The following is a 24254-nucleotide window of genomic DNA, read 5'->3' on the forward strand; positions in this document are numbered from 1 at the left end:
TCCGAGGGACCCGCGCTACAGTGCCTTCTTCCCGTTGTCCTCTGCCTGCTTCCGCTTGTAGTCGGCAATCGCCGCCTTGATCGCATCCTCGGCGAGCACCGAGCAGTGGATCTTGACCGGCGGCAGGCTCAACTCCTGCACGATGTCGACGTTCTTGATCTCGAGCGCCTGGTCCAGCGTCTTCCCTTTCAACCACTCGGTGGCCAGGCTCGAGCTCGCAATCGCCGACCCGCACCCGAACGTCTTGAACTTCGCATCGTCGATGACGCCGGTCTCGGGGTTCACCCTGACCTGCAGCTTCATCACGTCGCCGCACTCCGGCGCGCCGACGAGCCCGGTTCCAACCGTGGCATCGTCTTTCGACAGCGACCCGACGTTGCGCGGGTTGTTGTAGTGGTCGATGACTTTTTCCGAGTACGACATACGTCCCCCTCGTGGGCTCTGGGCTCCAGGCTCTCGGCTACGGTCGAGCGCTGGTATTCTCCTTCGCCAACTCGTAGAGCGGCGACATCTCGCGCAGCCGTTTCACCACCGCTGCCACCTTGTCCGCCACGTAGTCCACCTCTTCCTCGGTGTTGAACCGTCCGAGGCCGAACCGAATCGACGAATGCGCCATCTCGTCGCCGATGCCCATCGCCTTCAGGACGTAGGACGGTTCGAGCGTCGCCGACGTGCACGCCGACCCGGACGAGACGGCGACGTCGTTGGTGCCCATCAGCAGCGACTCGCCCTCGACGTAGGCAAAGCTCATGTTGAGGTTGCCCGGCAGGCGGTGCTCCATCGAGCCGTTGACGACAATCTCGTCGAGTTCGCGCCTCAGGCCGTCGTACAGCCGGTTGCGCAGCGCAGTCAACCGCGGGCCTTCGGTCGGCAGTTCCTCGCGGCAGATCGCCGCCGCCTTCCCGAACCCGACAATGCCGGGAACGTTGAGCGTGCCCGACCGCATGCCCCGCTCGTGGCCGCCACCGTCGATGATTGGCGTCAGCAGCACGCGCGGGTTGCGGCGCCGCACGTAGAGCGCGCCCACGCCCTTCGGCCCGTACATCTTGTGCGCCGAGAGCGACACCAGGTCGGCCTGCACGGCGTTGACGTCGAACGGCACCTTGCCGGCCGCCTGCACCGCGTCGGTGTGGAACAGGATGCCCCGCTCGCGCGCGATGCGCCCGATCTCGGCGATCGGCTGCAGCACGCCCACCTCGTTGTTCGCGGCCATCACGCTGATGAGGATCGTACGGCTGGTGATCGCGGCGACGAGTTGATCCAGATCAACGAGGCCGTCTTTCTTCACCGGCAGGTACGTCACCGCGCAGCCCTCTTTCTCGAGGTGCTTGCAGGTGTCGATGACGGCCTTGTGCTCGGTCACCACCGTGATCAGGTGGTCGCCCTTCTCGCGGTACATGTGGGCCGCACCCTTGATCGCGAGGTTGTCGGACTCCGTCGCGCCGCTCGTGAAGACGATTTCCTTCGCGGTCCCGCCAATCAACTCGGCGATCTGCTTGCGACCCACTTCCACGGCTTCCTCGGCCTGCCAGCCAAAGGAGTGATTCCGGCTGGCCGCGTTGCCGAAGCGCTCGGTGAAGTACGGCAGCATCGCCTCCAGCACCCGGGGATCGACGGGTGTGGTCGCGTGGTTGTCCATGTAGATCGGGAACTTGAGCATAGACCTCTACCCGGCGTGGGGAATGACTTCCGTTCGGGAGGCGGGCGCCGTCGCGGAATCCAGAGGGCTTTCGGCGGCCATCTCCGAAACGGTGCACGTCGCCAGGGCCGTCACGATCCGCTCCCGTATCTTCCAGAGCGGGTCGCGCACGTTGCAGGTGGCGAACTGCCCGCACCGTTCGTTGTGGGCCGAGCAGGCGGTGACGGTCAGCGGACCGTCGATCGCCTGAATGACGTCGGCGACCGAAATGGTCGCTGACCCACGCGTGAGCTGGTAACCGCCGCGCGTACCCTGCTGCGACGAGAGCAGGCCGCGGCGCGCCAGACGCTGGAGCACTTTCGCCATCAACTCGACCGGAATCGAGTACAACTCCGCAATCTCGCGGGCGCTGGAGGAGCCAAGCCCCTCGCGCAGTGCAAGATGCTTCATGGCGATGAGCGCGTAGTCTGCCTTCTTCGACAACCTGAGCATAGGCTCTGCCTTAAATACGACCTCTCAAGTCGTATTTTAGCGGCCTCGGGCGGGAAAAATCAATACCGCACCATCGTCGGTTCCACCCGGTCGGCCCAGGCGGAGATGCCGCCCTCGAGGTTGCGGGCCCTGAAGCCGGCGCCGCGCAGGAGCTCGACGGCGCGCACGCTCCGGATGCCGTAGTGGCAATAGACAACGAAGTCGCGGGTGTTGTCGAGGTGCCCGAGTTGGTCGGGCAGGGTGCCGAGCGGCACCAGCACGGCACCGGGGAGGCGGTTGATCTGGAACTCCATTGGCTCGCGCACGTCGAGCAATACCGGCGGAACCTGGTCGTCGAGCGCCCGCCTCAATTCCTCGGGCGTGATGTCGAACCCCTTCTCGACGACCTGCCCGGTCGAGTGCGCGACACCGCAGAACTGCTCGTAGTCCTGGAGCTCGCGGATCGACGGCGCGGTGCCGCAGATCGGGCATTCGGGGTCGCGCTGCAGGCGCACCTCACGGAACCGCATCCGCAGTGCATCGAGAATGAGCAACCGCCCAACCAGCGTCTCACCGGCACCGAGGACGAGCTTCAGCGCTTCGGTCGCCTGGATGGTGCCGATGATGCCCGGCAGGACGCCGAGCACACCGCCCTCGGCGCACGTCGGCACGAGTCCGGGCGGCGGCGGCTCGGGATAGAGGCAGCGGTAGCACGGGCCGTCCTCGGTGGCAAACACCGACGCCTGTCCCTCGAACCGGAAAATCGCGCCGTACACATACGGCTTGTGCGTGAGGACACAGGCGTCGTTCACGAGATACCGCGTCGGGAAGTTGTCCGTGCCGTCCACGACGAGGTCGTAGCCGGCGAACAACCCGAATGCGTTCGCCGACGACAGCGCGACTTCGTGCGTGTCGATGTGAACGTCGGGATTGATCGCCAGGAGGCGCTCGCGCGCCGACTCGACCTTCGGGCGCCCGACGTCGCGCGTCATATGGAGGAGCTGGCGCTGGAGGTTGCTGTAGTCCACGACGTCATAGTCGACGATGCCGAGCGTGCCGACGCCGGCCGCGGCCAGGTACATCGCCACGGGCGAGCCGAGGCCCCCGGCGCCGACACACAGCACGCGCGCCCGCTTCAGCCGGCGCTGCCCCTCGACGCCAACCTCGGGCAACAGGAGATGCCGACTGTAGCGCCGCACCTCGTCGTGGGAGAGTTCGGGTAGCGGCGCGGCGGCAGACGTCGGAGGCATGTCGGACATAACAGGGGGATTGTACCAAAGGCGGAACGGCCTTGTCGTACGGCCTGGTAATACGGTGGCTGGTAGTAGAGTTGCCGTCCGGGACAGAATGGCCCGCCCTTGTCGTCATCAGGAGTGTCCATGTCCTCAGGCGCGTCTCGTCTTCATGTCACTGTCGCGGTCGTCTGTCTCATCGTGCTCTCTGCTTCGCTGGTGCTCGCCGAGTCGAGCGTGTCTGGAGTCGTCAAGGATTCGTCCGGCGCCGTCGTTGCTCGGGCGAGCGTGTCCCTGGTGACCGCCGAGCAGCGAATTGTCGCGGCGGGCTCGACCGATGCCGCCGGGCGATTCACGTTCCCGGACATCCGCCCGGGGCGCTACCTGCTCATCGTGTCGTCGCCGGGCTTCGGCGACGTGCGGCAGGCGGTCGTCGCCGGGGCGGCGGGTCTGCCCGGCCTCGCCATCACCCTGCAACCCCAGCCGGTACGTGAGGATGTCACCGTCACGGCCAGCCGCGGAACGGTGCAGCAGGCCGCTGCCTCGGTTCAGGCCGTCACGGTCATCGACGCGAACGACATCGCCTCGCGCGCACACTCGGTGGTCGCACAGGCCGTCTCCGAGGAGTCGGGCGTGAACCTGCTCCGCACGAGCCCGACGATGGCCGGGATCTACGTGCGGGGGCTGACGGGCAACAAGGTGAGCGTGTACGTCGATGGCGTGCGCTACTCGACATCCGCCGCGCGTGGCGGCGTGAGCACGTTCCTCGACCTGATCGAACCGACCAGTCTCCAGGCGATCGAGATCCTGCGGGGACCGAACAGCGCGCAGTACGGCAGCGACGCGATCGGCGGCAGCGTGCAGTTCCTCTCGAAGGTCCCGACCTTCGCGACCGCTGATGAGCCGCGTGTTCACGGCGCGGTCGCCCTGAACGGCGGCACGGCGGATTGGAGCGGCGGCGCCAACGTCTCGGCAGGCTACAGTCGCGGCCAACTCGGTATCTTCGCAAACCTCGCGGCCCGCCGGATCAACGACATTCGAACCGGGGAGGGGATCGACTCGCATGCGGCCGTGACGCGGTTCCTGGGCATCAGCTCGAATCGCCTCATGGACGCGCATCTCCCGGACACGGCGTTCACGCAGTACGGCGGTCTCGTGCGCCTCAACTGGGCGCCCACGCCGGACCAGCAACTGATGGCCTTCTACAGCCGTGCGCAACAGGACGATGGGAAGCGGTACGACCAACTGCTGGGCGGGGACGGGAACCTCGTGGCCGACCTCCGCAACCTGATGCTCGACCTGTTCTACGTCAAGTACCAGCGAACGGGCCTCGGGTGGTTCGATCAGGCCACAATCACCTACTCGTTCAACTCCCAGCGCGAGGAGCGCGTGAACCAGGGCGGGAACGGCAACCCGCGCGGATCCATCACGCACGAGTTCGAGCGAACCAATGCGCACGGATTCCAGGCGAACGCCACCCGCCGATTGAAGGGGCGCCACGACATCCTGATCGGCGGTGAGTTCTATCCCGAGCGCATTCACGCCCCGTCCTTCTCGTTCAACCCGGTGACGCAGGCATCCGCCACCCGGCGCGGCCGGGTGCCCGACCACGCGGCGTATCGCAGCGACGGGGCATACGTGCAGGACTCGTTCGACGCCATCCCCGGACGGCTGCAGGTCGTTGGAAACCTGCGCTACAGCTACGCGTCGTACGAATCGCTGGCGGCCGACCGCCCGCTAATCGGCGGCAAGCCGCTCTGGCCGAACGACTCGCTGTCGGTCTCGAACCTGACGTTCCGTGCCGGCGTGGTGGCCAAGCCGGGTCGCGAGGGCCTCACGCTCACCGCCAGCGTGAGCCGCGGATTCCGCGCGCCGCACGTGACCGACCTCGGCACCCTCGGGCTGACAGGTTCCGGCTTCCAGGTATCGGCTTCGTCGGTCCAGGGGATGAACGCGACGGTGGGCACCACGGCGGGGTCGACCGCGGTGTCCACTGGGCAACCGGTCGAGCAGCTCGGACCCGAAACGAGCCTGAGCTACGACGGCGGGTTGCACCTGCGAACCGGCCGTTTCTCGACCGATCTCTCGGCGTTCATCAACGACGTCTCGGACAACATCGCCTACCAGGCACTCATCCTGCCGCAAGGCGCCGTCGGGAAATCGCTGGGCGACCAGCCGATCATGTCGCAGAACGCCAACGGTGCGGTCTTCGTTTCAGCCAGTTCGTCGCCGGTGCTGGTGCGGACCAACGTCGGTGACGCGCGGATCTACGGCGTCGAGCACACGCTCGACTGGCGATTGTCGCGCGCGTTGTCCATCGGCACCGTCTTCACCTATCTGCACGCGGCCGACCGGTCGACGGGTTTGCCGCCAAACATCGAAGGCGGGACGCCGGCAGCGGACGCCTACGTCAGGGTGCGGTACATGCAGCCAGGCGGGCGCTGGTTTGTCGAACCCTACCTGCACGCGGCTGCGACGCAGGGCCGGCTGTCGTCGCTCGATCTCGAGGACCGTCGGACTGGCGCGACACGGTCGCGTTCGAACATCAAGAACTTCTTCTACAACGGTGCGACGGCGCGGGGATGGGTGGGCACCGGGCCTGACGGAATCGCCGGAACGGCTGACGATGTCCTCCTCATCACCGGTGAGACGCTCGCGCAGATCCAGGCGCGCGTGCTCGGCGTCGGCGTCGACTCGGCGCCGCTCGTCACGGAGGTGCCGGGTTATGTCACCGTCGGCGTGCGCGCGGCGCTCACGCTCGCGACGCGCCACGAGGTGACGCTCCAGGTCGAGAACATCGGCGACAGGAACTACCGCGGCATCGCCTGGGGTATCGACGCACCAGGGATCAATCTCGTCGTCGGGTGGAGGGCGAGATTCTAGAGGGCGGTTGCGGTTACCGGCCGGTGGTCCGCCTTCCCGGTTTTCTCGGCTCAGGTGCGCTGGGTCACGACGATTGTGAGCAGGTCGGCGGGGGACCGTGCCAGCGCGTCGGCCCCGGCGGCCTCGAGATCGCCGGGCTCGGAGGGTCCCCACAGCGCGCCGATCGTGCGCATGCCGGCCGCGCGACCCGCGGCCATGTCGTGGATGCTGTCGCCGACGTATGCGGTCCGCTCGACGGCCAGGTTCGCCTTCTTCGCCGCGAGGAGCAATGGCTCCGGATCGGGCTTGTGCCGGACCGTGTCGTCGTGGAACACGCCGACGCTGAAGAACTCGTCCATGCGGTAGCGCTCGTAACACTCGCGGGCGGCCCACTCGACCTTGCTCGTCACCACGCCGAGCGTCAAGCCTCGGCGATGAAACTCCGCCAGCGTCTCGCGCATCCCGTCATATGACCGGATCTGCCGGTCGAGTTCGCCGCGCTGATAGGTGCGGTACGTGTCCAGCATCGTGCGCGACATCGCCTTCGGGTCGGCCACGCCGGCGGCAGCCGCGTAGTCGTAGAGAATCTCGTCGAGCGACCGCCCGAGGTTGCCGATGATCACGCGGCGCCCCGGGTCGAATCCCGGGAGGTGTGTCGCGAGCGTATACGTGTAGCACGACAGGATCAGCGGGATCGTGTCGACGAGCGTCCCATCGAGATCGAAGAGTACTGCGTCTACGGAAGTCATCATGGTCAGATCTCTTGTACCATAGACTGGTGTCCAGCAGCGAACCGGGAGGGTTCATGCGCATCGACTCCTTCGTGATGGAACGCATGCAGTCGATCTGGGAGAACCAGGTCGAGATCAATCTGTCCGAGAGCGGCGTGCACCCGCTGACGGTCGGCGAACTGCTCGAGACCGACGCGGACCGCGCGCGGATGCTCGAGGTCGCACTCGGGTATCCGCAGACCAACGGGACGCTGGCGCTCCGAACCGCCATCGCGGCGATGTACCCGGACGCGACGCCGTCGCACATTCACGTGACCAACGGCGGATCCGAGGCGAACTTCTGCAGCACGTGGAGCCTGCTCGAGCCTGGCGACGAAGTCGTCATGATGGCTCCCAACTACATGCAGACGTGGGGTCTCGCGCGCGCGTTCGCCGGAACGCTGCGCGAGTGGCCGCTCCGCGAACACGATGGGAAGTGGCGGCCCGACGTGGACGAACTCGCCACGCTGCTCACTCCGAAGACGAAGCTGCTCCTCATCTGCAACCCGAACAACCCGACGGGGGCCAGGTTTGGCGCCGCCGACCTCGACGCAATCTGCCGCGCTGCCAGCCGGCACGGGACGTGGGTGCTCTCTGACGAAATCTACCGGGGGGCCGAACTCGATGGTGTGGAGACACCGTCCATCTGGGGCCGATACGAACGCGCGTTCGTGACGTGTGGCCTGTCGAAGGCGTACGGACTGCCCGGGTTGCGCATCGGCTGGATCGTCGGCCCGCCCGCGTTCGTGGAGACGACCTGGGCCTACCACGACTACACGAGCATCGCACCCGGCGCCATCAACGATCGCCTCGCGGCCTTCGCCCTCCAGCCCGCGCAGCGGGCGCGGATTCTCGGCCGGACGCGCGGAATCCTGCGCGCGAACTTCCCGGCGCTGGGCGACTGGCTGTCGGCGCGGCCCGACATGTTCTCGTTCATTCCCCCGGAGGCCGGTGCCATTGTCTACGTCCGCTATCTGCGCGCGGTCAACTCGTCGGCGCTGACGAACCGGCTGCGTGAGCAACGGGGCGTGCTGATCGTCCCCGGCGATCAGTTCGGCATGGACGGCTACCTGCGCATCGGCTTCGGTGGCCCGGCCGCCGCGTTGCAGGAAGGGCTGCGGCGGCTGGAGGGGCTGCTTCGGGCGTAGGCGGTCAGGCGGACCATCGTGAACGCCTGGAGGCGGAGTCATGCTGCTCGATCTCGCACTGGTCGGGTTCGGTAACGTGGGCCGGCGCTTCGTCCGGCTCCTCGACGAGCGTGCCGACGAACTGCGGCGCGACCACGATCTCGAGTGCCGCATCGTCGGCATCGCGACCGGGCGGCACGGCGTGGCGCGAGATCTGCGCGGCCTGGATGTGCCTCGCGCGGTTGGCCTCGTCGAGCGTGGCGAGGCGCTGGGCGCGCTCGACGCACCCTCTTCCTTTCCGGCCGACGTCGGTGCCGAGCCCCGATCGGGAACGGCATTCATCGAACAGGTGGCGGCCGGCGTCAGGGCGCTCGACGCCTCCCGCGTTCTCGTGGTCGTCGAAACAACCGTGCTGGACATCCACGCGGGACAGCCGGCCATCGATCACGTTCGAGCCGGCCTAGGCGCGGGCGCACACGTCGTCACCGCCAACAAGGGCCCGGCGGCGTTCGCGTACGCCGAACTCGCGGGGTTGGCGCGCACGTCGAACCGCTCGTTCCTCTTCGAAGGTGCCGTGATGGACGGCATCCCCATCTTCAATCTCGCCCGCGAGACGCTCCCGACGGTTCACGTCAACGGCTTTCGCGGGGTCGTCAACAGCACGACCAACTACATCATCACGGCGATGGAGAACGGTCGCGAGTTCGATGAGGCGCTCGCCGAGATGCAATCAGCCGGCATCGCGGAAGCGGATGCGTCGCTCGACGTGGACGGCTGGGATGCGGCGGCCAAGGCATCGGCGATCGCCAACGTGCTGATGGGCGGGGCGCTGACGCCTCAGCGAGTGGAGCGGACAGGGATAGGCGGGCTGACCGGAGCCGACGTGCGGGCGGCGGTCGCGCGCGGGCGCCGTCTCAAGCTCGTGGCCAGCGCCGAGCGGCGTGGCGGCGAGGTCCGTGCACGGGTGGCGCCGGAGGAACTGCCCGCAGACGATCTGCTCGCGACGCTGCGCGACCAGCAGAACGCCCTGCTCCTCGACACGGACCTGCTCGGTCGGTTCGCCATCGTTCAGCTCGGCGGCGGCCTGACGCAGACGGCGTATGCGCTGGTGAGCGATCTGGTTGCCGCGAGGAATCAGGTCGTGGCTTCCAATGCCTCCCGCAGCTTCCTCTCGTCGAAGCCTCGGACCACGTAGTCGCCGATGATGGTCACGGGAATCGTCATCAGGCCGAGCGCCGCCATTTCGCTGTAGGCGTCCGGATCGGTATCGACGTCCTTGACCGAATAGGTCCTGCCGGCTCGTGAAAGAAACTCCTTCACCTTCTGGCACGACCTTCAATGACTGCCCGAGTACACCGTGATGGCCATTCGTGTGCTCCTCTGTTGTCGTCCGCCGCCCAATTACGGCGGCGTTCGGCGCGTTCTATTGTACGATGCTCAGTGCTATGGAGATCTCAGACATCCGGCGACGGTTCAGGCACGCGCTCGATCAGGCAAGGAAGGCTGGCGCGGAGAAGCGCGCGCGGGCTGAGATGGCATCGACCGCCTACGACGCGTTCCTTCGCGACGTGGCGACGCCCGTCTTCCGGACGTTCGCGAACGTGGCCAAGGCGGAAGGGCAACCGTTCACCGTCTTCACGCCCGCCGAGGGCGTGCGGCTGGTGTCCGAACGCCAGGGCGACGACTTCATCGAGGTGTGGCTCGACACCTCGCTCGACCCACCACAGATTGCCACTCGGGTGAACCACACCCGCGGCCGCAACGTCACGACGAGCGAGGGCCTGCTGCGTCCCGACGCGCCGATCAACAGCGTCACCGACGAGGACGTGCTGTCGTTCCTGCTGGCGCGGGTTGGGGAGTTGACGGAACGGTAGTCAGGCGAGGCGCTCGACGAAGGAGGTGTCGACGCCTTCGCGGCGCAGAACCGCGAGGAACGCCTGGCGCTCGTAGGCCTTCCGGTAGGCATCCTTGACGTCCACGATCCCGCTTTGCACGAACGCGGCCAGCGCGTCGTTGAGCGGCACCATGCCGTGCTTGCGTCCGTTGTCGAGTGCCAGCGGCAACTGGCTGATGCGTCCCTCGGCGATCAGGTTGGAGATCGATGGCGTGTTGATCAGCAACTCGCGCGCTGCGATGCGACCGCCGCTGGTCTTGTGCAGCAGGACCTGCGAGACGATCCCCCGCAGCCCCTCGGCGAGCATCAACTGCACCTGGTCGCGACGCTCGGGTGGGAACTGATCCAGGATGCGGCCGATGGCGGTCGTTGCCGTGTGCGCCGCCACGGCGCCAATCACCAGATGCCCGGCTTCCATGGCCTCGAGCGCGAGCGCAATCACTTCGGGGGAACGGAGATCCTCGATGACGAGGATGTCCGGGTTCTCGCGCAGCGCCGCGCGAACGACGGTGGCCACCTCCTCGGCATTGCCCCGCACCTCGCGCTGGCTGACAAGGCAGCCGCGGCTCTCGTGCGCGCACTTGATGAGGCTCTCGATCGTGATGACGTAGTCGTTTCGGGTGCGGTTGATCAAGTCCACGAACGCGGAGATGAGCGTGGACTTGCCGCTCGAGCGCGGCCCCGCGACGAGCACGAGGCCTTCCGGCTCGGCGCAGAGCGACTGGATCTCACGCGAGAGGCCGAGCTGCTCGGCCGACGTTGGCCGCGTGGAGATCATTCGGAAGATGCCACCGGGACCGCGGTGGTCGCGGAAGCTCTGGCAGCGGATCCGGCCGACCTCCGGCACCTCCGACATCCACTCGGTGCCTTCCCCGTTCCGCAGCGCCTCACGATTGCGCTCGGGCGCCAGGTCGAGCAGCAACGATTCGACTTCGGGCGCGGTCAGCACCGCTTCGCCGTCGAGCGCCGCAATCTCTCCGTCGACGCGAACCGATGGCCGCGCCTGCGCCATCAGGTACAGCGTGTTGGCCCCGCGTGCCGCGGCCAGTCGGAGTAACCGATCCAAGCCCGCGATTCGCGGTGGGGACAGCGCACGCCCTCCCGCCTCCGCCCGCACCGGGTTGCGTGCCAGCGGCAACACGACCGCCGGCACCTGTTCCGCACCTGGCGCCGGGGCGGATCGCTGAGGAGCTGGCGCCGGTCGTTTCAATTCCGGCACCGGGCGCTCGGGTGCCGCCGCTCGGGGTTCGTTCGGCGCCGCCTGCCGGTCCGCTCCTGGCGCGCCCCGCTCGACGTGTCGCTCGATGGCGGCCCTCGGTCGCTCGGCCACCGCCGACGGACGCGCGACAGGCAACTCCGGAGGCACGGGCGCAGCCGTCTCCGTGATCGTCTCGGGCAGACGCTCGATCCGCAGCGGCTGCTTCGGGGACGGAGGGGGGGGAATGGGCTCGGCCCGCAGTGGCCTGACGGCCGGAGGCACCGCCATGGCGGGCGCAGGAGCGGATGGCCGCCCGGGGGGGCCAAGCAGAGGAAATGCCGGCGAGGCCGACTCGACGACAGGCGCGCGCGTCACGGCTACCGGGGGTGCGGGAGCGGGTCGCGCGGCCTCGACGTCCAGGACTGGCTCGGCCGGCTTCGCGGGCTCAACGTCGGTCGGGACGTTTCGGTGCCGGCGAATTTCAATCCAGATGTCGTCGCCGCCACGGGCGGCCACCACCGTGAACCGCTCCCCGTAGGTTTCCGCCGATGTCGACCACGAATGCTCGACGGCCCCGAGTTCCTCGAGCGTTCGCCGGCTGTCTGCGGGGAGGAGTTGGCCGAGCATCCCGGCCACGGCCTCGAGCGTGAGCGGTCGCGCCGACAGCTCAACGGGGCCGGCTGGTGCGACGACGTAGGGGCGCTCCCCGACGTGCATCACCAGCGCGTCGCCGTCCGCTCGCACGATGGCGGTCAACAGTGAGTTGACCAAGGCATTCGCTCCCCTGACACCGGTGACACATAGCCGCGCGTCGAGCTCGGCTGCTCTCTCACTCAGTCTCGGCCGGAGCCGTTGAGCTCATTAGCCCTCGGAGCGCGACACTTCGTACACCCGCACCATCTCAACCAGCTTGTAACCCCGGGTCTGGTAGGGCGGAATCACGCGTTCCGTCCGGAGGTACTGCAGCATGCCGTTGTCGGAGTAGTCGGCGGACCCTACTCCTTCGACCGGCGCAAGCCGCGCCTCGAGGCCGGCCAGCCTCAACCGAGGAACGATCACCCGCCGGGTGACGGGAATGAGGCCGAAGCGCCAGGCGCGCTCCAGACGAAGGTCCGTCACGAAGGAGACAAATATCTCGTTCGCGAGAAAGGCGTAGCCGGCCCCGGTCCCGCTGGCGGGGGCATCCTGGAGCCGGAGAAAGGCAATCTCCTCGATGGCCCTCAGCGTCTCGAGCAGACGGATGGTGAAGTCACCGTCGCCCGACCAGGCTGACGTATCGAGGTCCATGACGGCCCGATCTACCTGATGCTCTTCAGCAGCGACAGCGCCCGCTCGGCTGCCGCCTTCTCGAGAGCGGCCAGATCGGCCGGCGACGGGTTCTTCGCCAGGAGTGCCGACGCCTGGCTCATGGTCTCGTCCTCGGCCGCGATGAGCTTCGGCAGCCAGCCGGTTCCGGCCGCGTTGTCGAGTTTCGACAGGTCCGCGTACTCCTTGCGCTCGCGGGCCTTCAGAGGCCGCAGCCGGTCCTTCAGGCGCAGGCTCTCGGTTGCCAGCGCGGACCGCTCTCCTTCCCACAGCGCACTCGGTGGCACGCCCGCCGCCACCCACAACGGCACCGCCACGCTGCAGACCGGCTCCCCGAGCGCCACCCACATGGTCGTCCGACGCGGGTCCTCGCCCTGCTTCACGCCGTGGACGACGACCACGCTCGCCGTGCTCGCCCGGTCGATCGTGTAGTTGCTGTGCACCCACGTGGGGCGGTCAGCCGGGAGCTTCTTCCAGTCTTCGCGCGCCGGGTGCGACAGGAGGGCGTGCCCCAGGTCGCGCGCGGCCGTCTGCAGGACCCACGCTGGCGTGAAGCCGCCCGGCTTGGCCGCCTCGAGCAATGTTGTCTCTCGCTCGAATCGCAGGTACCCGGCCCCTTGGTCCGGACTGCCGCTTCGCGAGAAGTTCGTGTTGGCCAGGTAGTGGGTCGGGGCGGCGGCCGCGTCGATTCTGTTGAAGCCGTGGTTGTGCGTCTCGAAGATCCCGGCGCCGCCCTTGGCGTCCATCGCGAGGAAGTTCGCCCGGCTGCCCAGATCTGGACCGACGTTGCGTGAGAGATACCGCTCGAAGTCGGCGAGCGTCTCGCACGTTCGGAGGGCGTCGGCCATGATCATGCCCTCGAGGTCGGCCTGTTCGCCCGGCATCTGCGGCAGGTTGTAGGCGACGGAATTGGCGACGGCAAATCCCGCCGAGTTCACGCCCGCCCACACCATCCTCCCGTCGGCATCGTCGGCATTCACGAGGCCCAGGTAGGTGTAGGGCTTGTCTTCGACGAAGACGACCTTGTTGGAGAGCCGGTCGGTGTCCCGATTCTTCCAGAGCATCGGGCGGCCGTCGGCGGTGGACGTGCCGGCGAAGATCGCGGTTGTGCACTCCTGGGCGCCGGTTCGGCCGGCCAGGACGGCGGTCGCGACGAAGGCCGCGACGATCAGCAGGACGACGAGCAGTGCCCGGTGTGTCATGAGAGCGGATTGTGTCCCAAGGCGGCTGTCCGTTCAATCACCCTGCGGCCGTGATGGCCGAGAGGATCCCGCGCGGGTCGTCCGCGAAGGTCTCGTCTCCGTGGAGCTGGCCGCGGTCGAAGGTAAGCTGGCCGAAGCCGTAGCGTGCAACACAGGCGCGGGTGCCGGCCGCGTGGGCTGTGCGGACGTCCACCGAGGAATCACCCACCATCAGGGTGGACACCGCGTCGACGCCGGCCGTCCGCACGAGATGCAACAGGCCGTCGGGATGCGGCTTGCGCCGGAACGGGCTGTCACCGCCGATGACTTCGCGGAACAACGGCGCGAGGTCGAGCAGGTCGAGGAGTTTCTGCGTGGCGGCCGTCGGCTTGTTGGTGAGGACGGCGAGCGACGCGCGGGCGGACGCCTCGCACAGCATCTCGGGAACGCCCGGATAGGGGCGCGTGACGCCGGGCAGCAGGCTGTCGTAGATCTCGAGGAACCGCGGGAGCGCGTCCTGCACCGCGACGCCGAGGCCGGCCGCGCTGAGCGCGCGGGAGACCAGCAGGCGGGCGCCTTCGCCCACCATGCGCGCCACGTCTTCGTCCCGCAGCGGGCGGCCGCCGTACTCCGCGACGAGACGGTTCACGGCAAGCGCCAGATCCCCAATCGAGTCGATCAGCGTGCCGTCGAGATCGAAGACGACGAGTCGAATCACCGGTCAGTCCCCAAGGTACGTGGCGAACGACGTGGGCGTTTCCCACACGCGCACCTTCACGACGCCAAAGCCCTGGTCCTTGGCATACGTGAAGATCAGCTTGGCAATCAGCTCGACTGTGGGGTTCGTGTCCACGATGAAGACCGGCTCGCCCAGGGATTTGAGCGGAGCGACGAGGGGATCGTCGTGGCGGAGGATCATCTTGTGATCCAACTCACGGTCGATCCATTCTTTGATGATGCGCTTGATGTCGCTGAAATCGCAGACCATGTTGCGATTGTCGAGCGTGCTGGTCCGGACCTCGATCTCGGCCAGCGCATTGTGCCCGTGGGGGTGCTTGCACACACCACCGTAGTCGAGCAGCCGATGGCCATAGCAGAAGTCGATGCGCTTGGTCACGGAGTACATGTCTCGATTCTACCGCGGCAGAAACGGAAAGTGGTTCCCTGGAGGATCCGATGTGCCAGGTCGCGGTTCTTCTCTCGGGCGGGCTGGACAGCGCGGTCCTCGTGGCGCACGAGGCCCGGGCGGTCAGGGTGCAGCCGGTCTATGTGAGCGCCGGACTGGCGTGGGAGCGCGAGGAGATCGCGCTCGCCGAGCGATTTCTGGCAGCGCCGGCGTGCGCCGGGCGCGTCGCCGCCCTGGCCCGCCTCCGGGTGGATGTCACCGATCTCTACCCGGAGAGCCACTGGGCGCTGCGGGGAACGCCCCCCGCGTACGACACGCCTGACGAAGATGTCTACCTTCCCGGCCGCAACCTGTTGCTGCTGTCGAAGGCGGGCGTGCTGTGCGCGCTTCGAGGCATTCCGCGCCTGGTGATCGGACCGCTCGCCGGGAATCCGTTCCCGGACGCGACGCCCGAGTTCTTCGCGGCCACGGCGCGCGCGCTGTCGCTCGGGCTCGCTCACGACCTGCGCATCGAGGCGCCGTTCGCGGCATTCCACAAGGCGGACGTGATCAAGCTGGGCTCCTCGCTTGGCGTCCCCTTCGAATTGACGATGTCGTGCATGAAGCCGACAGACGGCCGGCACTGCGGGTCGTGCAGCAAGTGTCGCGAACGTCGGGACGCGTTTGCCGAAGCGGGAATCCAGGATCCGACGGACTACCGGGCGGCATCGCCGCGATGAACGGCGGCCCCACCCATCGGCTACAGCCGCTTCACCGAAATCGATCCGCTTCCGCTCCGCAGGCGGAGCAACTTGCCACCGCCGCCAATCGCGCGCCTGAGTTCCCGGCGGCTCTCCTCGTCCCTCCCGCCGACGGTCGGGTCGCCGAACCCGTCAACGCGCACGTCGCCGTCGCTGGTGCTGGCATCGAGATTCCCGCTGAAGTGCTCGGGCAACTCCAGGCGCAGGCCACCATCACCCGTCCGGATCTCCCAGTCGTCCGCCATGGCGCTGCCGTCCTCCGCCCGCACCTCGACCGATCCATCGCCGGTCTTCAGCCTCACGGACTTCAGCGCGCCGGAGACGCGCGCACCGCCGTCGCCGCTGTCGAGATCCACCGCACCACTGATGTTGTCGAAGCGCAGCGAGCCGTCGCCCGTGTGAGCCCGCAGTGACCCGGCCAGGTCCACGCCCTTGATGCTGCCGTCGCCGGTGTTGAGATCGAGCGTGCCCTCGATCCGCTCGATGGCGATCGAACCGTCGCCGCTCCGGGCTACGACGTTGCAGCGTTTCGGAACCGAGGCAATGACCCGGGCGCTCGGCGACCGCTTGAAGCCGATCATCTGGCGGCCGACCGGCCTCCGGATCTCGAGCCGGATCGTATTCCCTGTCTGTTCCGCAGTGACGACGATGCTGTCGGCCTGGGCCTTGTCCCCAGCGCGCTTCTCGATCTCGAGGAGCACCTCCGGGCGGTCCCACGACCGGATCTCGAGCGAACCGTCGAACGTGGCAAGAGACAGATCCGGGGTGCCGTTCACCGTGAAGCGTTTCTCCTCGCGCACTGAATACTGGTCGGCGCCCACCGTCACCATGCACGCGGAACCGAGAAGGAGCGCAGCTCCGCAGACGGCCGCGGCCCCGAACAGACTGTAGGCATCACGCTTCATAATTCCCCCCTCGTTGGGTTAATACGGCTCGCCGCCGCCAAAGGTTCGGGCCTCGAATCCGGTGTCCAGCCGCTGAAATCAGCTTAGTCCTTCGATGCACAAATACGGCAACGTATTCGTGCCCTCAGGACTCAATCCTTCGATGGACGATCTCAAGTGCCGCGTTGGCACCGCTACGGGCGAGGCGCACCGTTGGCCGGGCGCGACGGCCTGGAATGCCGGGGGTATTCGACGACGGGACAATGGCGGCAGGCGAGATAGGTCGGCGGTCGAATGTCGCTGGACTTCCATCCCGGGCTGCTAGAATAGGGCGCAATGCTGGAAACGCGGATCCTGGTCGGCGTCGGCGTGTTTCTTGTCGTGTGCCTTGGGGTCCTGCTGCTCGTCGTTGCCAGGAAGGGCCGGCCGTTCACGTCGGGCGACGTGTTTCGGGCGAGCCGCTGGAGCCGCGGCAACCGGTTGTTCCCCACCCAGGTAATGGTGTCGCCGACGAGCGTCGCCCACTTCACGCCGCAGTGGGTGGGCAAGCTCGAGCACACGATCCACATCGCGCACGTGGCCTCGGTCCGTATCGACACCAAGTTGCTGTTCTCCGACGTCTTCATCGAGACGAGCGGCGGCGTCAGCCCGATCAGCTGCTATGGCCACCACAAGAAGGATGCGATCCGGATCAAGGAACTGATCGAGAAGTATCAGTCGGCCTACTTCCGATCCCCGACGACGACGGCCGCGCCGCCACCGCAATAGACGACAGTGGGCGAAGACACCCCCGATACCCTGCCGCCGTCGACCGAGGGGCCGCAATCTGCGGCCGGAGGGCACGATCAGTCGTCCCGCTTTCGAACGCTGGTCCAGTCGCCGCTGCGCGCCGGCATCCTCCGGTACCTGTTCTCGCAGCCGAACGAGTCGTTCGACGTCGAAGCCCTGATGCGCGTGTTCGGGCGCATGCGCCTCGACGTCGACAATTGCGTCAGTGAACTGGTCGCCTCCGGCCTCGTACGCCGGCTCTCTGGCGCCCCGGTCCGTTACGTCGCCAACCGGCCGGCGCCCGAACCGGTCGCGCGCCTGCTCGAGGATTTCCTCGAACGCAGCGCGATCGTGAGCAACGAAGACCAGGCGCCCTCGGTCCAGCGTTTCCGCGAGATGATCGGCCGCGACGAGAAGATGCTGATCGTCTTCGAGTGGATCCGCACCGCCGCCAAGTCCGACATCTCGGTGCTGATACTCGGCCCCACGGGCTCGGGCAAAGAAGTCGTCGCCCGGATGATCCACGAGCTGAGCCGCCGCGGAACGGCTCGGTTCCAGGCCGTCAACTGCGCCGCGCTGCCCGACACGCTGTTCGAATCGGAGATATTCGGCCACGAGAAGGGCGCGTTCACCGGCGCGCACGACCGCAAGCCCGGCCGACTCGAACTGGCCAACGGCGGCACGCTGTTCCTCGACGAGATCGGCGACCTGTCGATCATCGCGCAAGCCAAGCTGCTGCGTGTGCTCGAGGAACGACGGTTCGAGCGCCTCGGCGGCAACCGGTCGATCGAGGTGGACTTCCGGCTGATCTCTGCGACCAACCGACCGCTCGAACAATTCGTGCGCGAGTCGAGGTTCCGGGAAGATCTCTACTACCGGGTGAACGCCTTCTCGATTCGCCTGCCGTCCCTGCGCGAGCGCCAGGTGGACATCCCCGTCCTCGCCCGTCGGTTCCTGTCGCGCTACTGCGCCGCGAACGGCCTGCCGATGGACGGCAAGGTCCTCTCGCGCGAGGCGCTCGAACAGTTCGCCAGCTACGCCTGGCCCGGCAACATCCGCGAACTGGAAAGCACCGTCTCACGCGCGGCGATGTCGGCACCGGGCCGGATCATCCGCGGCACGGACGTCGACTTCCTCAACGCCAGCGGGGAGCCGCTCGAATCGGGGTCCGAACGCCTGCCCTCCCTGGCCCAGGTCGAGCGTGCCCACATCGCCCGTGTGCTGCAGGCCGTCAACTGGAACAAGAAGGAGGCGGCGGCGGTTCTGGAAATCAGCCGCGGCACGCTGTACCGCAAGATCGTGGAATACGGTCTCGAACCCCACACGAGCGCAGCCATGTACCGAAACAGACCATGACAGCCGAACCTGTCGCGCTATATGCGCCTATTCGGTGTAATATGGTCCATCATGGCGTGTTCTGCATTGGAACACTGCGCGGAGCGCCCGGAACATCCGAAACCTCAACGGGTTAGGCTTACAAATCGCGTTGCCTGTGTCACGACCTGCCACACGGACTACCCCCGGCCGTCCCACGTCCGGACGCTGCGACAGCCGAGTACTGTCGCGGTAAGTACCATTTCAATCAATTGTTTATGGAGACTGCCCGTCCGTCATTTGACTGGCGGCAGCGCTCTTGCTACACGACGTGTGCAGTGGAACTGAAGTGGTCTGCCGTCGCCTCGTGGGTCCAGACCGTTCGTCGCGCCTGGCTGTCATCCGGTCGGGGCGTCGGGCGCAGCCTTCTTTTCGCGCCTGCCGTTCTCTACCCGCTCGCCATCGCCGCGACCGTCGCCGGCGTGCTCCTGGTCGAACATGGCCGCTCCATCCTCGGCGCAGCCGCCGTGGGGCTGGCGGCCGCCGTCTGGCACCGGGGCCACCGGCTGGGCTGTCTGCAGGCGGAGTCCGCCCGCCGGGACCGTCGCTTGTCGGATCTGCACCTTGCCACCATCGAGGCCCTCGCCCTGGCCATCGACGCGAAGGACAAGACCTCGGGCAGTCACATTCGCCGCGTGCAGGCCTATTCACGCGCGCTCGCGCAGGCCGTCGGCATGGGAGCGGACAACATCCAGGGTTTGACGACGGCCGCGCTGCTTCACGACATCGGCAAACTGGCGGTGCCCGAGCACATCCTGTCGAAGCCGGGCCGCCTCACCGACGAGGAATTCCAGAAGATCCAGATCCATCCCCAGGTCGGGTTCGAGATCGTCGAGCACGTCCCCTTCCCGTACCCTGTCGCGCCGCTGGTGCTGTGCCATCACGAGCGCTGGGACGGCAAGGGATACCCTCTCGGCCTGAAGGCCGAAGACATCCCGCTCGGCGCCCGCATTCTCGCGGTCGCCGACTACTTCGACTCGCTCACCCGCGATCGGCCCTACAACAAGAGGATGCCTCGCGACCTGGCGATGCTGAAGCTGCGGCAGGAAGCCGGCAAGGCACTCGACCCGCAGATTGTCTCCGCGTTCCTGGACCTGCTGCCCTCGCTGCCGGCCGTCGAGGACGCGATGGTGCCGTCGATGCACATCGAGGTCGACGCGCGCGCGGCGGTGTCCACGTCGCGTCGTCTGCTCGAGCACGGCGAGAAGTCGGCGTTCGAGAACATCGCGCGGGCGCACCAGGAGATTTACGCGCTCTACGACATCGCGCAGGCGATCGGGTCGTGCCTGGGTGTGGCCGACACGATGGCCCTCGTCGCCAACAAGCTGTCGGCGCTCGTGCCGTTCTCCTGCTGCGCGCTGTTCGTGCGCGACGAGGACGACATCATCCGCTGCAAGTTCGCGTCGGGCGTGGATGCGGACGACATCAGCCGGATCACGTTGCATCCGGGGCGTGGTCTGGCCGGATGGGTGGCGCGCAACCGCCGCGCGCTCGTCAACGCGCGACCGGCCGCCGACTTCGAGGCTGGGGATGTCCCACCGGCCGCACCGCGCCTGCAGTCGGCACTCGTCTGCCCGCTGATCTTCAACGATCACGTCATCGGCACCCTGTCCGTCTATCACACCGACGCGAACTTCTACAACGACGAGCATCGGCGCCTGCTCGATCGCATCTCCCAGCAGACGGCCGCCGCGATCTCCAATTCCATCGTCTTCGAGACGACCCGCGAAGCCTCGCTCAGCGACCCGCTGACCGGATTGCCGAACACCCGGTTCATGTTCACGCATCTCGGCCGCGAGTTGTCGCGCGCCAGGCGGCTGAGCACGCAGGTGTCCATCCTGGTGCTCGACCTGGACGACTTCAAGGAGATCAACGACACCTACGGGCACCACATCGGTGACCGCGCGTTGCGCGAGGTTGCACGCGTGTTGCGGGAGACCATCCGCCCGTACGACCTGTGCGTCCGCTACGCCGGTGACGAGTTCATCGTCGTCCTCTCCGACTGCGGGCCGGAGGAATCCGAGGCGAAGCGCGTCGAGCTGCAGCAGGCGATCGATGCCGTCGTGTTCGAGTCGTCGCCGGGACGCGCCGTGAATCTCAGCGTGAGTATCGGCGCCGCGGTGTTTCCGACCGACGGCGAGACCTACGAGGCGCTGCTGGCCACGGCCGACGGCCGGATGTATCGGGACAAGAAGAATCGGAAACAGGGCATCACCCCTGTTCGATCGCGGCGCGTCGATCCGGTGACGCTCGCCGACGAAGTCGAGCGCCAGGCGCTCGCCCACGCCCTGCCGACCGCACGAATCAACTAGCGGGTAGAGGGCGACGTTCGCGTGTGGCGTGCGCTCGCCGAATCCCACTGGTGACCGCGGATCCTGTACCCTGGACGGGTGCTCCTGACCCTGCCCGTGACGGCCGTTCGCCGCGAGACGCCGCGCAACCGCGTGGTGACGCTTGCCCTCGGCAAGACCGACTTCCCGTTCCAGGCTGGCCAGTACGTCCTGCTCGGGGACCATGGTCAGCCCGACCGCCGGCCCTACTCGATTGCCTGCGCGCCGCTGGCCTGCGCGGGGCGGCACACGCTCGAGTTCCTCGTCCAGGTCGACGGCAACGAGAGCCCGGGGCCGCATGTGATGGAGCTTGCCCCCGGTCGCCTGCTCGACGTCGAAGGGCCGGCCGGCTCCTTCGTGCTTCCGGTTCCGCTTGCCGCGCACCGTGTCCTGTTCGTGGGCGGCGGAACGGGCATCGCGCCGCTCCGGGCGATGCTGTGGCAGGTCGTCATGAGCGATGCGCGATGTCGGGTGGCCATGCTGCACAGTGCGCGCACGCCGGACGAATTGTCGTTCGGATCGGAATTGCGCCAACTGGCGGACGAGGGGCGAATTCGGCTGATCGAGACCGTGACGCGGGATGCGCCGGAGGGCTGGCCCGGCGCCAGGGGCCGGATCGACAGCGGGCAACTGGGCTCGTTGATTGAAGGTCCCGGGACGTTGTGCTTCGTCTGCGGGCCTGATTCGCTCGTGGAGGACGTGCCGCGCCAACTCGAGGCACTCGGCATCGCCCCTCGCCTCATCGGAACGGAGCACTGGGCCGATCTCCCAAACTCAACCGACGTCTGACCCGATCGAGCCGTGAGCTGGGGAATCTCTCGGCGGCGGCCTCCTGTCAGATCCCGACTGTGTGGAAGCCGGCATCCACGTAGAGTATTTCGCCGGTAATAGCCCGGGCGGCCTGCCCGAGCAGGAACACCGCGGCCTCGGCCACCTCCGTCGCATCGATGTTGCGCCGCAGTGGAGATCGGTCGCGGTAGATCTGCAGAATATCCGAGAAGCCCGAGATGCCGGCCGCCGCGAGCGTCCGGATGGGGCCAGCAGAGATGGCGTTGACGCGGATGTTCTCGCGCCCCAGGTCGTAGGCGAGGTAGCGAACGGTCGCCTCGAGGGCAGCCTTCGCGACGCCCATCACGTTGTAGTTGGGAAATACCCGCTGGCTCCCCAGGTAGGTCAGCGTCAGGATGCTGCCGCCGCCCCGTCGAGCCATGAGCGGCTGCGCGCCGCGGGCCATCGCGATGAGCGAGTAGGCGCTCACGTCGAGCGAGACCCTGAACCCCTCGCGCGTCGTCTGCACGAACGGCGCCGCCAGTTCACCGCGCGGCGCGAAGGCCGCGCCGTGCACGACGAAGTCGAGACCGCCGAACTCGTGGTCGATCTTCTCGAACAGGCGTCCGAGTTGTTCGTCGCTCGCGACATCGCACGGGAACACGAGCGGGTCGCGGATCGTCGCCGCCAGATCCTGCACATTCTGTTCGAGGCGGACGTCCTGGTACGTCAGGGCCAGGCGCGCGCCGGCCTCCGCAGCTGCCTGAGCGATCGACCAGGCAATCGACCGCTTGTTCGCGACGCCCACGACGACGCCGTGCTTCCCCGCAAGGTCAGTCATAGCAGTTGAACGCCCGCCGTCGAGCCCGAGATCGAGGTGAGAGGAGTGTCCCCAGTCCTACAGTTTACCCGACCTTCCGGCGGACATCTCGGGCGTGCCGCGGACACGAGCCCCGATCGCCGGGAACGGATGGCGGAAGCCTGGCGGGAGTAACAGGGGGGAGGAGGCTATTTCGACTGCTTCTTGCCGTGACGCGGTCCGTGGCCACCTCGTGGCGGGCGCATCTCGTTGCGGCCGCCTGGGCGTCCTCCCTGACTTGGGCGGCTGCCGGCAGCTGGCCGGCTGAAGATCGGCGCGCGGCCGTTGTTGCTGCCCGGTTGGCGTCCCGGCGGGCCGGGTCGCTGGCCCGGGCCTCGTCCTCCGCCCGGCCGGAACTTGCCCGCGCGGCCGGCTGGCTGACGCATCGTGAATTCGGGCACGGGGCGAACGACCTGCTGATTCTCGGGGCGCGGCAACGTGGCGCGAATCAGCCTGCGGTGAACGCGTCCCAGGTCCTCCACGCCTCCCTCGGCAACGCCGTCGCCGCCCGGCTCCGGTTCCGCGACGGTCGCGTGAGGACCCGAATCAGGTGTGGCTGCGTCGGCCGCGAACGGCAGCGAAGGCTCGGGAACCTCGTCGCCCCGGGCCGGCGCGGGCACTGGAGGCGCCGCGGGCCTGCCCTCGGCGACGACCGTGGCGAGCACTTCTTTGTACGCGGCGGACGTCGAGTCCTTCTTGCGGCGGAGCGTTGGCACCCTCGCCTGCTTGTACTCGTGCTCGGCGTCGCACGTCGTGCACCGCGTCTGTTTGACGTCTTCGTCGACCATGGCGACGACGGCGTGGTTCGTGACGCGGCGCTCGCGCGGACAATAGTCGTCTAGGATGTCACCAAGCCGAAGCCGGCGCTGTTGCATGAAAGCCCCTCGAGAACTCGCTGGCGGGATTGGAAGAATACGCGCAGGCCACGAGATTGTAGCAGAGCCATTTGTTGAGCCGCAACTCTCCGACCACTCTCTCTCCCGGCCTACTCCGCCATAGCGGCCGGGTGCGATTCGATCCGATCTGGCCGGTACGCGACCAGGTTTACCGGGACTTGCGTACGAATCGGATGGCGTCCGCGAACATGTCGCCGCCGCGCGGTTGCGCGGCCATCCAGGACCGGAGTCCGGCGGTGTCCGCCGTAAGCACGACGTTCGTGCGCCCGTCGAGCGCGGCGCGGAGCTTGGTCAGCCGGCCGCCCTCGGTCTCGTGCAGGAACCAGTCGTAGTCGAATCCGGTCACCGTCACGGTGTCGCCGAGCACTTGGAGTCGCACGGCGAGGTGCGCGGGTATGAACAGCGCTGCCGGATCCGTGGGTCGGCCGGGTGACAGGTCGAACACCCGGCTCTCGCCGAGACGCGAGAGAACCCCGGTCATGACGACCGGGCCGCTCCGCGCGGGATACGTTACTTTATACGATTTCCACTCCCCGCGATCCACCCGAACGATCGACTTGTCGTCGGGATTCTCCCATGAGCCGAGCAGCGCGTCGTCGAATTCGATCGACGCGTCATCGTAGAAAGGCTGCAGGCTCGAGACGAGACAGCCTCCCGAAACGATGGCCGCCGACAACAGCACGGCCAGGAGTGCCAGTCGCATGAGTGGAACGCGTTGGTTCGGACGCCCGACCAGCCGGCGACCCGCGGATGGCGTGCCGCACGGCCTGATAGAATGGGCCGGCTACTGACCGTCGGTGTCGCAATTCTAGCCGCGCTGCCCGTAGAGC

At 67.4% G+C, this 24254-nt stretch carries 24 protein-coding genes; 9 read left to right on the forward strand and 15 right to left on the reverse strand.

Annotated features, from left to right (window positions below):
- Positions 1-15: 15 nt before the first annotated feature.
- From iscU to moeB, 4 genes are read right to left on the reverse strand one after another with little or no spacing between them, the layout of a single operon-like run.
- Positions 16-423, reverse strand: a complete 408-nt coding sequence (iscU, locus tag VGK32_14695) for a Fe-S cluster assembly scaffold IscU (GenBank protein HEY3383018.1) — start codon at positions 421-423, stop codon at positions 16-18.
- A gap of 37 nt (positions 424-460) precedes the next feature.
- Positions 461-1660, reverse strand: a complete 1200-nt coding sequence (locus VGK32_14700) for an IscS subfamily cysteine desulfurase (GenBank protein HEY3383019.1) — start codon at positions 1658-1660, stop codon at positions 461-463.
- A gap of 6 nt (positions 1661-1666) precedes the next feature.
- Positions 1667-2131: an Rrf2 family transcriptional regulator gene (locus VGK32_14705; protein HEY3383020.1), complete on the reverse strand. Its 465-nt coding sequence runs from the start codon at positions 2129-2131 to the stop codon at positions 1667-1669.
- Between the two features lie 59 nt (positions 2132-2190).
- On the reverse strand, positions 2191-3360 hold the full coding sequence (moeB, locus tag VGK32_14710; protein HEY3383021.1) for a molybdopterin-synthase adenylyltransferase MoeB: 1170 nt from the start codon (positions 3358-3360) through the stop codon (positions 2191-2193).
- Between the two features lie 129 nt (positions 3361-3489).
- On the opposite strand from moeB, the gene VGK32_14715 reads away from it, so the two are divergent.
- The gene (locus VGK32_14715) at positions 3490-6225 is read left to right on the forward strand and encodes a TonB-dependent receptor (GenBank protein ID HEY3383022.1); all 2736 of its coding nucleotides are present in this window, start codon (positions 3490-3492) and stop codon (positions 6223-6225) included.
- A gap of 50 nt (positions 6226-6275) precedes the next feature.
- Here VGK32_14715 and VGK32_14720 read toward each other — a convergent pair whose 3' ends face one another.
- Positions 6276-6956, reverse strand: coding sequence for an HAD-IA family hydrolase (locus VGK32_14720; GenBank protein HEY3383023.1), 681 nt, complete (start codon positions 6954-6956; stop codon positions 6276-6278).
- Positions 6957-7009: 53 nt separating this feature from the next.
- Here VGK32_14720 and VGK32_14725 point away from each other — a divergent pair, with 53 nt between their 5' ends.
- Both VGK32_14725 and VGK32_14730 read left to right on the forward strand, forming a co-directional pair.
- Positions 7010-8122: an aminotransferase class I/II-fold pyridoxal phosphate-dependent enzyme gene (locus VGK32_14725; protein ID HEY3383024.1), complete on the forward strand. Its 1113-nt coding sequence runs from the start codon at positions 7010-7012 to the stop codon at positions 8120-8122.
- 40 nt (positions 8123-8162) lie between these two features.
- Complete coding sequence (locus tag VGK32_14730) at positions 8163-9296, forward strand: hypothetical protein (protein HEY3383025.1); 1134 nt, start codon at positions 8163-8165, stop codon at positions 9294-9296.
- Here VGK32_14730 and VGK32_14735 read toward each other — a convergent pair.
- Positions 9236-9421 (reverse strand): glutaredoxin family protein, encoded by a 186-nt coding sequence (locus VGK32_14735; GenBank protein ID HEY3383026.1) that lies wholly within the window; start codon positions 9419-9421, stop codon positions 9236-9238. The two genes, VGK32_14730 and VGK32_14735, sit on opposite strands and share 61 nt — an antisense overlap.
- 125 nt (positions 9422-9546) lie before the next feature.
- Between VGK32_14735 and VGK32_14740 the strand changes: the two genes are divergently transcribed.
- Positions 9547-9975 (forward strand): hypothetical protein, encoded by a 429-nt coding sequence (locus tag VGK32_14740; GenBank protein HEY3383027.1) that lies wholly within the window; start codon positions 9547-9549, stop codon positions 9973-9975.
- Here VGK32_14740 and VGK32_14745 read toward each other — a convergent pair whose 3' ends face one another.
- The 5 genes from VGK32_14745 to VGK32_14765 form a co-directional block, all read right to left on the reverse strand.
- Positions 9976-11964, reverse strand: a complete 1989-nt coding sequence (locus VGK32_14745) for an ATPase, T2SS/T4P/T4SS family (GenBank protein ID HEY3383028.1) — start codon at positions 11962-11964, stop codon at positions 9976-9978. It lies immediately after the preceding gene.
- Between the two features lie 90 nt (positions 11965-12054).
- Positions 12055-12480: a hypothetical protein gene (locus VGK32_14750; GenBank protein HEY3383029.1), complete on the reverse strand. Its 426-nt coding sequence runs from the start codon at positions 12478-12480 to the stop codon at positions 12055-12057.
- A gap of 11 nt (positions 12481-12491) precedes the next feature.
- On the reverse strand, positions 12492-13700 hold the full coding sequence (locus tag VGK32_14755) for a hypothetical protein (GenBank protein ID HEY3383030.1): 1209 nt from the start codon (positions 13698-13700) through the stop codon (positions 12492-12494).
- 37 nt (positions 13701-13737) lie between these two features.
- Positions 13738-14397: an HAD-IA family hydrolase gene (locus tag VGK32_14760; GenBank protein ID HEY3383031.1), complete on the reverse strand. Its 660-nt coding sequence runs from the start codon at positions 14395-14397 to the stop codon at positions 13738-13740.
- Between the two features lie 3 nt (positions 14398-14400).
- Complete coding sequence (locus tag VGK32_14765; protein HEY3383032.1) at positions 14401-14805, reverse strand: 6-carboxytetrahydropterin synthase; 405 nt, start codon at positions 14803-14805, stop codon at positions 14401-14403.
- Between the two features lie 50 nt (positions 14806-14855).
- Here VGK32_14765 and VGK32_14770 point away from each other — a divergent pair, with 50 nt between their 5' ends.
- Positions 14856-15524: a 7-cyano-7-deazaguanine synthase gene (locus VGK32_14770; GenBank protein HEY3383033.1), complete on the forward strand. Its 669-nt coding sequence runs from the start codon at positions 14856-14858 to the stop codon at positions 15522-15524.
- Between the two features lie 20 nt (positions 15525-15544).
- Here the strand turns inward: VGK32_14770 and VGK32_14775 are convergent, their stop codons facing one another.
- Positions 15545-16450 (reverse strand): DUF4097 family beta strand repeat-containing protein, encoded by a 906-nt coding sequence (locus VGK32_14775; protein ID HEY3383034.1) that lies wholly within the window; start codon positions 16448-16450, stop codon positions 15545-15547.
- Positions 16451-16765: 315 nt separating this feature from the next.
- Between VGK32_14775 and VGK32_14780 the strand changes: the two genes are divergently transcribed.
- The 4 genes from VGK32_14780 to VGK32_14795 all read left to right on the forward strand — a co-directional run bounded on the left by VGK32_14780 (position 16766) and on the right by VGK32_14795 (position 21690).
- Positions 16766-17197 carry a hypothetical protein gene (locus VGK32_14780; GenBank protein ID HEY3383035.1) on the forward strand — a complete coding sequence of 144 codons (432 nt, stop codon included), beginning with the start codon at positions 16766-16768 and terminating at the stop codon, positions 17195-17197.
- A gap of 6 nt (positions 17198-17203) precedes the next feature.
- Positions 17204-18553 (forward strand): sigma-54 dependent transcriptional regulator, encoded by a 1350-nt coding sequence (locus tag VGK32_14785; GenBank protein HEY3383036.1) that lies wholly within the window; start codon positions 17204-17206, stop codon positions 18551-18553.
- 296 nt (positions 18554-18849) lie between these two features.
- The gene (locus tag VGK32_14790) at positions 18850-20883 is read left to right on the forward strand and encodes a diguanylate cyclase (GenBank protein HEY3383037.1); all 2034 of its coding nucleotides are present in this window, start codon (positions 18850-18852) and stop codon (positions 20881-20883) included.
- A 78-nt stretch (positions 20884-20961) separates the two neighbouring features.
- Positions 20962-21690 (forward strand): hypothetical protein, encoded by a 729-nt coding sequence (locus VGK32_14795; GenBank protein HEY3383038.1) that lies wholly within the window; start codon positions 20962-20964, stop codon positions 21688-21690.
- 46 nt (positions 21691-21736) lie between these two features.
- On the opposite strand, the gene VGK32_14800 is transcribed toward VGK32_14795, so the two are convergent.
- From VGK32_14800 to VGK32_14810, 3 genes are all read right to left on the reverse strand, one after another.
- Positions 21737-22510 (reverse strand): enoyl-ACP reductase, encoded by a 774-nt coding sequence (locus VGK32_14800; protein HEY3383039.1) that lies wholly within the window; start codon positions 22508-22510, stop codon positions 21737-21739.
- Positions 22511-22677: 167 nt separating this feature from the next.
- Positions 22678-23403: a hypothetical protein gene (locus tag VGK32_14805; protein ID HEY3383040.1), complete on the reverse strand. Its 726-nt coding sequence runs from the start codon at positions 23401-23403 to the stop codon at positions 22678-22680.
- Between the two features lie 169 nt (positions 23404-23572).
- A complete protein-coding gene (locus tag VGK32_14810; protein ID HEY3383041.1) occupies positions 23573-24127 on the reverse strand; it encodes a hypothetical protein in 555 nt (184 codons plus the stop codon).
- Positions 24128-24254: the final 127 nt, after the last annotated feature.

The sequence above is a fragment of the Vicinamibacterales bacterium genome (genome assembly GCA_036504215.1).
Classification (GTDB): domain Bacteria; phylum Acidobacteriota; class Vicinamibacteria; order Vicinamibacterales; family Fen-181; genus FEN-299.

Coding starts and splice junctions, on each gene's coding strand:
- iscU (HEY3383018.1), bottom strand. CDS start 423: ATGTCGTACTCGGAAAAAGTCATCGACCACTACAACAACCCGCGCAAC.
- VGK32_14700 (HEY3383019.1), bottom strand. CDS start 1,660: ATGCTCAAGTTCCCGATCTACATGGACAACCACGCGACCACACCCGTC.
- VGK32_14705 (HEY3383020.1), bottom strand. CDS start 2,131: ATGCTCAGGTTGTCGAAGAAGGCAGACTACGCGCTCATCGCCATGAAG.
- moeB (HEY3383021.1), bottom strand. CDS start 3,360: ATGCCTCCGACGTCTGCCGCCGCGCCGCTACCCGAACTCTCCCACGAC.
- VGK32_14715 (HEY3383022.1), top strand. CDS start 3,490: ATGTCCTCAGGCGCGTCTCGTCTTCATGTCACTGTCGCGGTCGTCTGT.
- VGK32_14720 (HEY3383023.1), bottom strand. CDS start 6,956: ATGATGACTTCCGTAGACGCAGTACTCTTCGATCTCGATGGGACGCTC.
- VGK32_14725 (HEY3383024.1), top strand. CDS start 7,010: ATGCGCATCGACTCCTTCGTGATGGAACGCATGCAGTCGATCTGGGAG.
- VGK32_14730 (HEY3383025.1), top strand. CDS start 8,163: ATGCTGCTCGATCTCGCACTGGTCGGGTTCGGTAACGTGGGCCGGCGC.
- VGK32_14740 (HEY3383027.1), top strand. CDS start 9,547: ATGGAGATCTCAGACATCCGGCGACGGTTCAGGCACGCGCTCGATCAG.
- VGK32_14750 (HEY3383029.1), bottom strand. CDS start 12,480: ATGGACCTCGATACGTCAGCCTGGTCGGGCGACGGTGACTTCACCATC.
- VGK32_14755 (HEY3383030.1), bottom strand. CDS start 13,700: ATGACACACCGGGCACTGCTCGTCGTCCTGCTGATCGTCGCGGCCTTC.
- VGK32_14765 (HEY3383032.1), bottom strand. CDS start 14,805: ATGTACTCCGTGACCAAGCGCATCGACTTCTGCTATGGCCATCGGCTG.
- VGK32_14770 (HEY3383033.1), top strand. CDS start 14,856: ATGTGCCAGGTCGCGGTTCTTCTCTCGGGCGGGCTGGACAGCGCGGTC.
- VGK32_14775 (HEY3383034.1), bottom strand. CDS start 16,450: ATGAAGCGTGATGCCTACAGTCTGTTCGGGGCCGCGGCCGTCTGCGGA.
- VGK32_14780 (HEY3383035.1), top strand. CDS start 16,766: ATGCTGGAAACGCGGATCCTGGTCGGCGTCGGCGTGTTTCTTGTCGTG.
- VGK32_14800 (HEY3383039.1), bottom strand. CDS start 22,510: ATGACTGACCTTGCGGGGAAGCACGGCGTCGTCGTGGGCGTCGCGAAC.
- VGK32_14805 (HEY3383040.1), bottom strand. CDS start 23,403: ATGCAACAGCGCCGGCTTCGGCTTGGTGACATCCTAGACGACTATTGT.
- VGK32_14810 (HEY3383041.1), bottom strand. CDS start 24,127: ATGCGACTGGCACTCCTGGCCGTGCTGTTGTCGGCGGCCATCGTTTCG.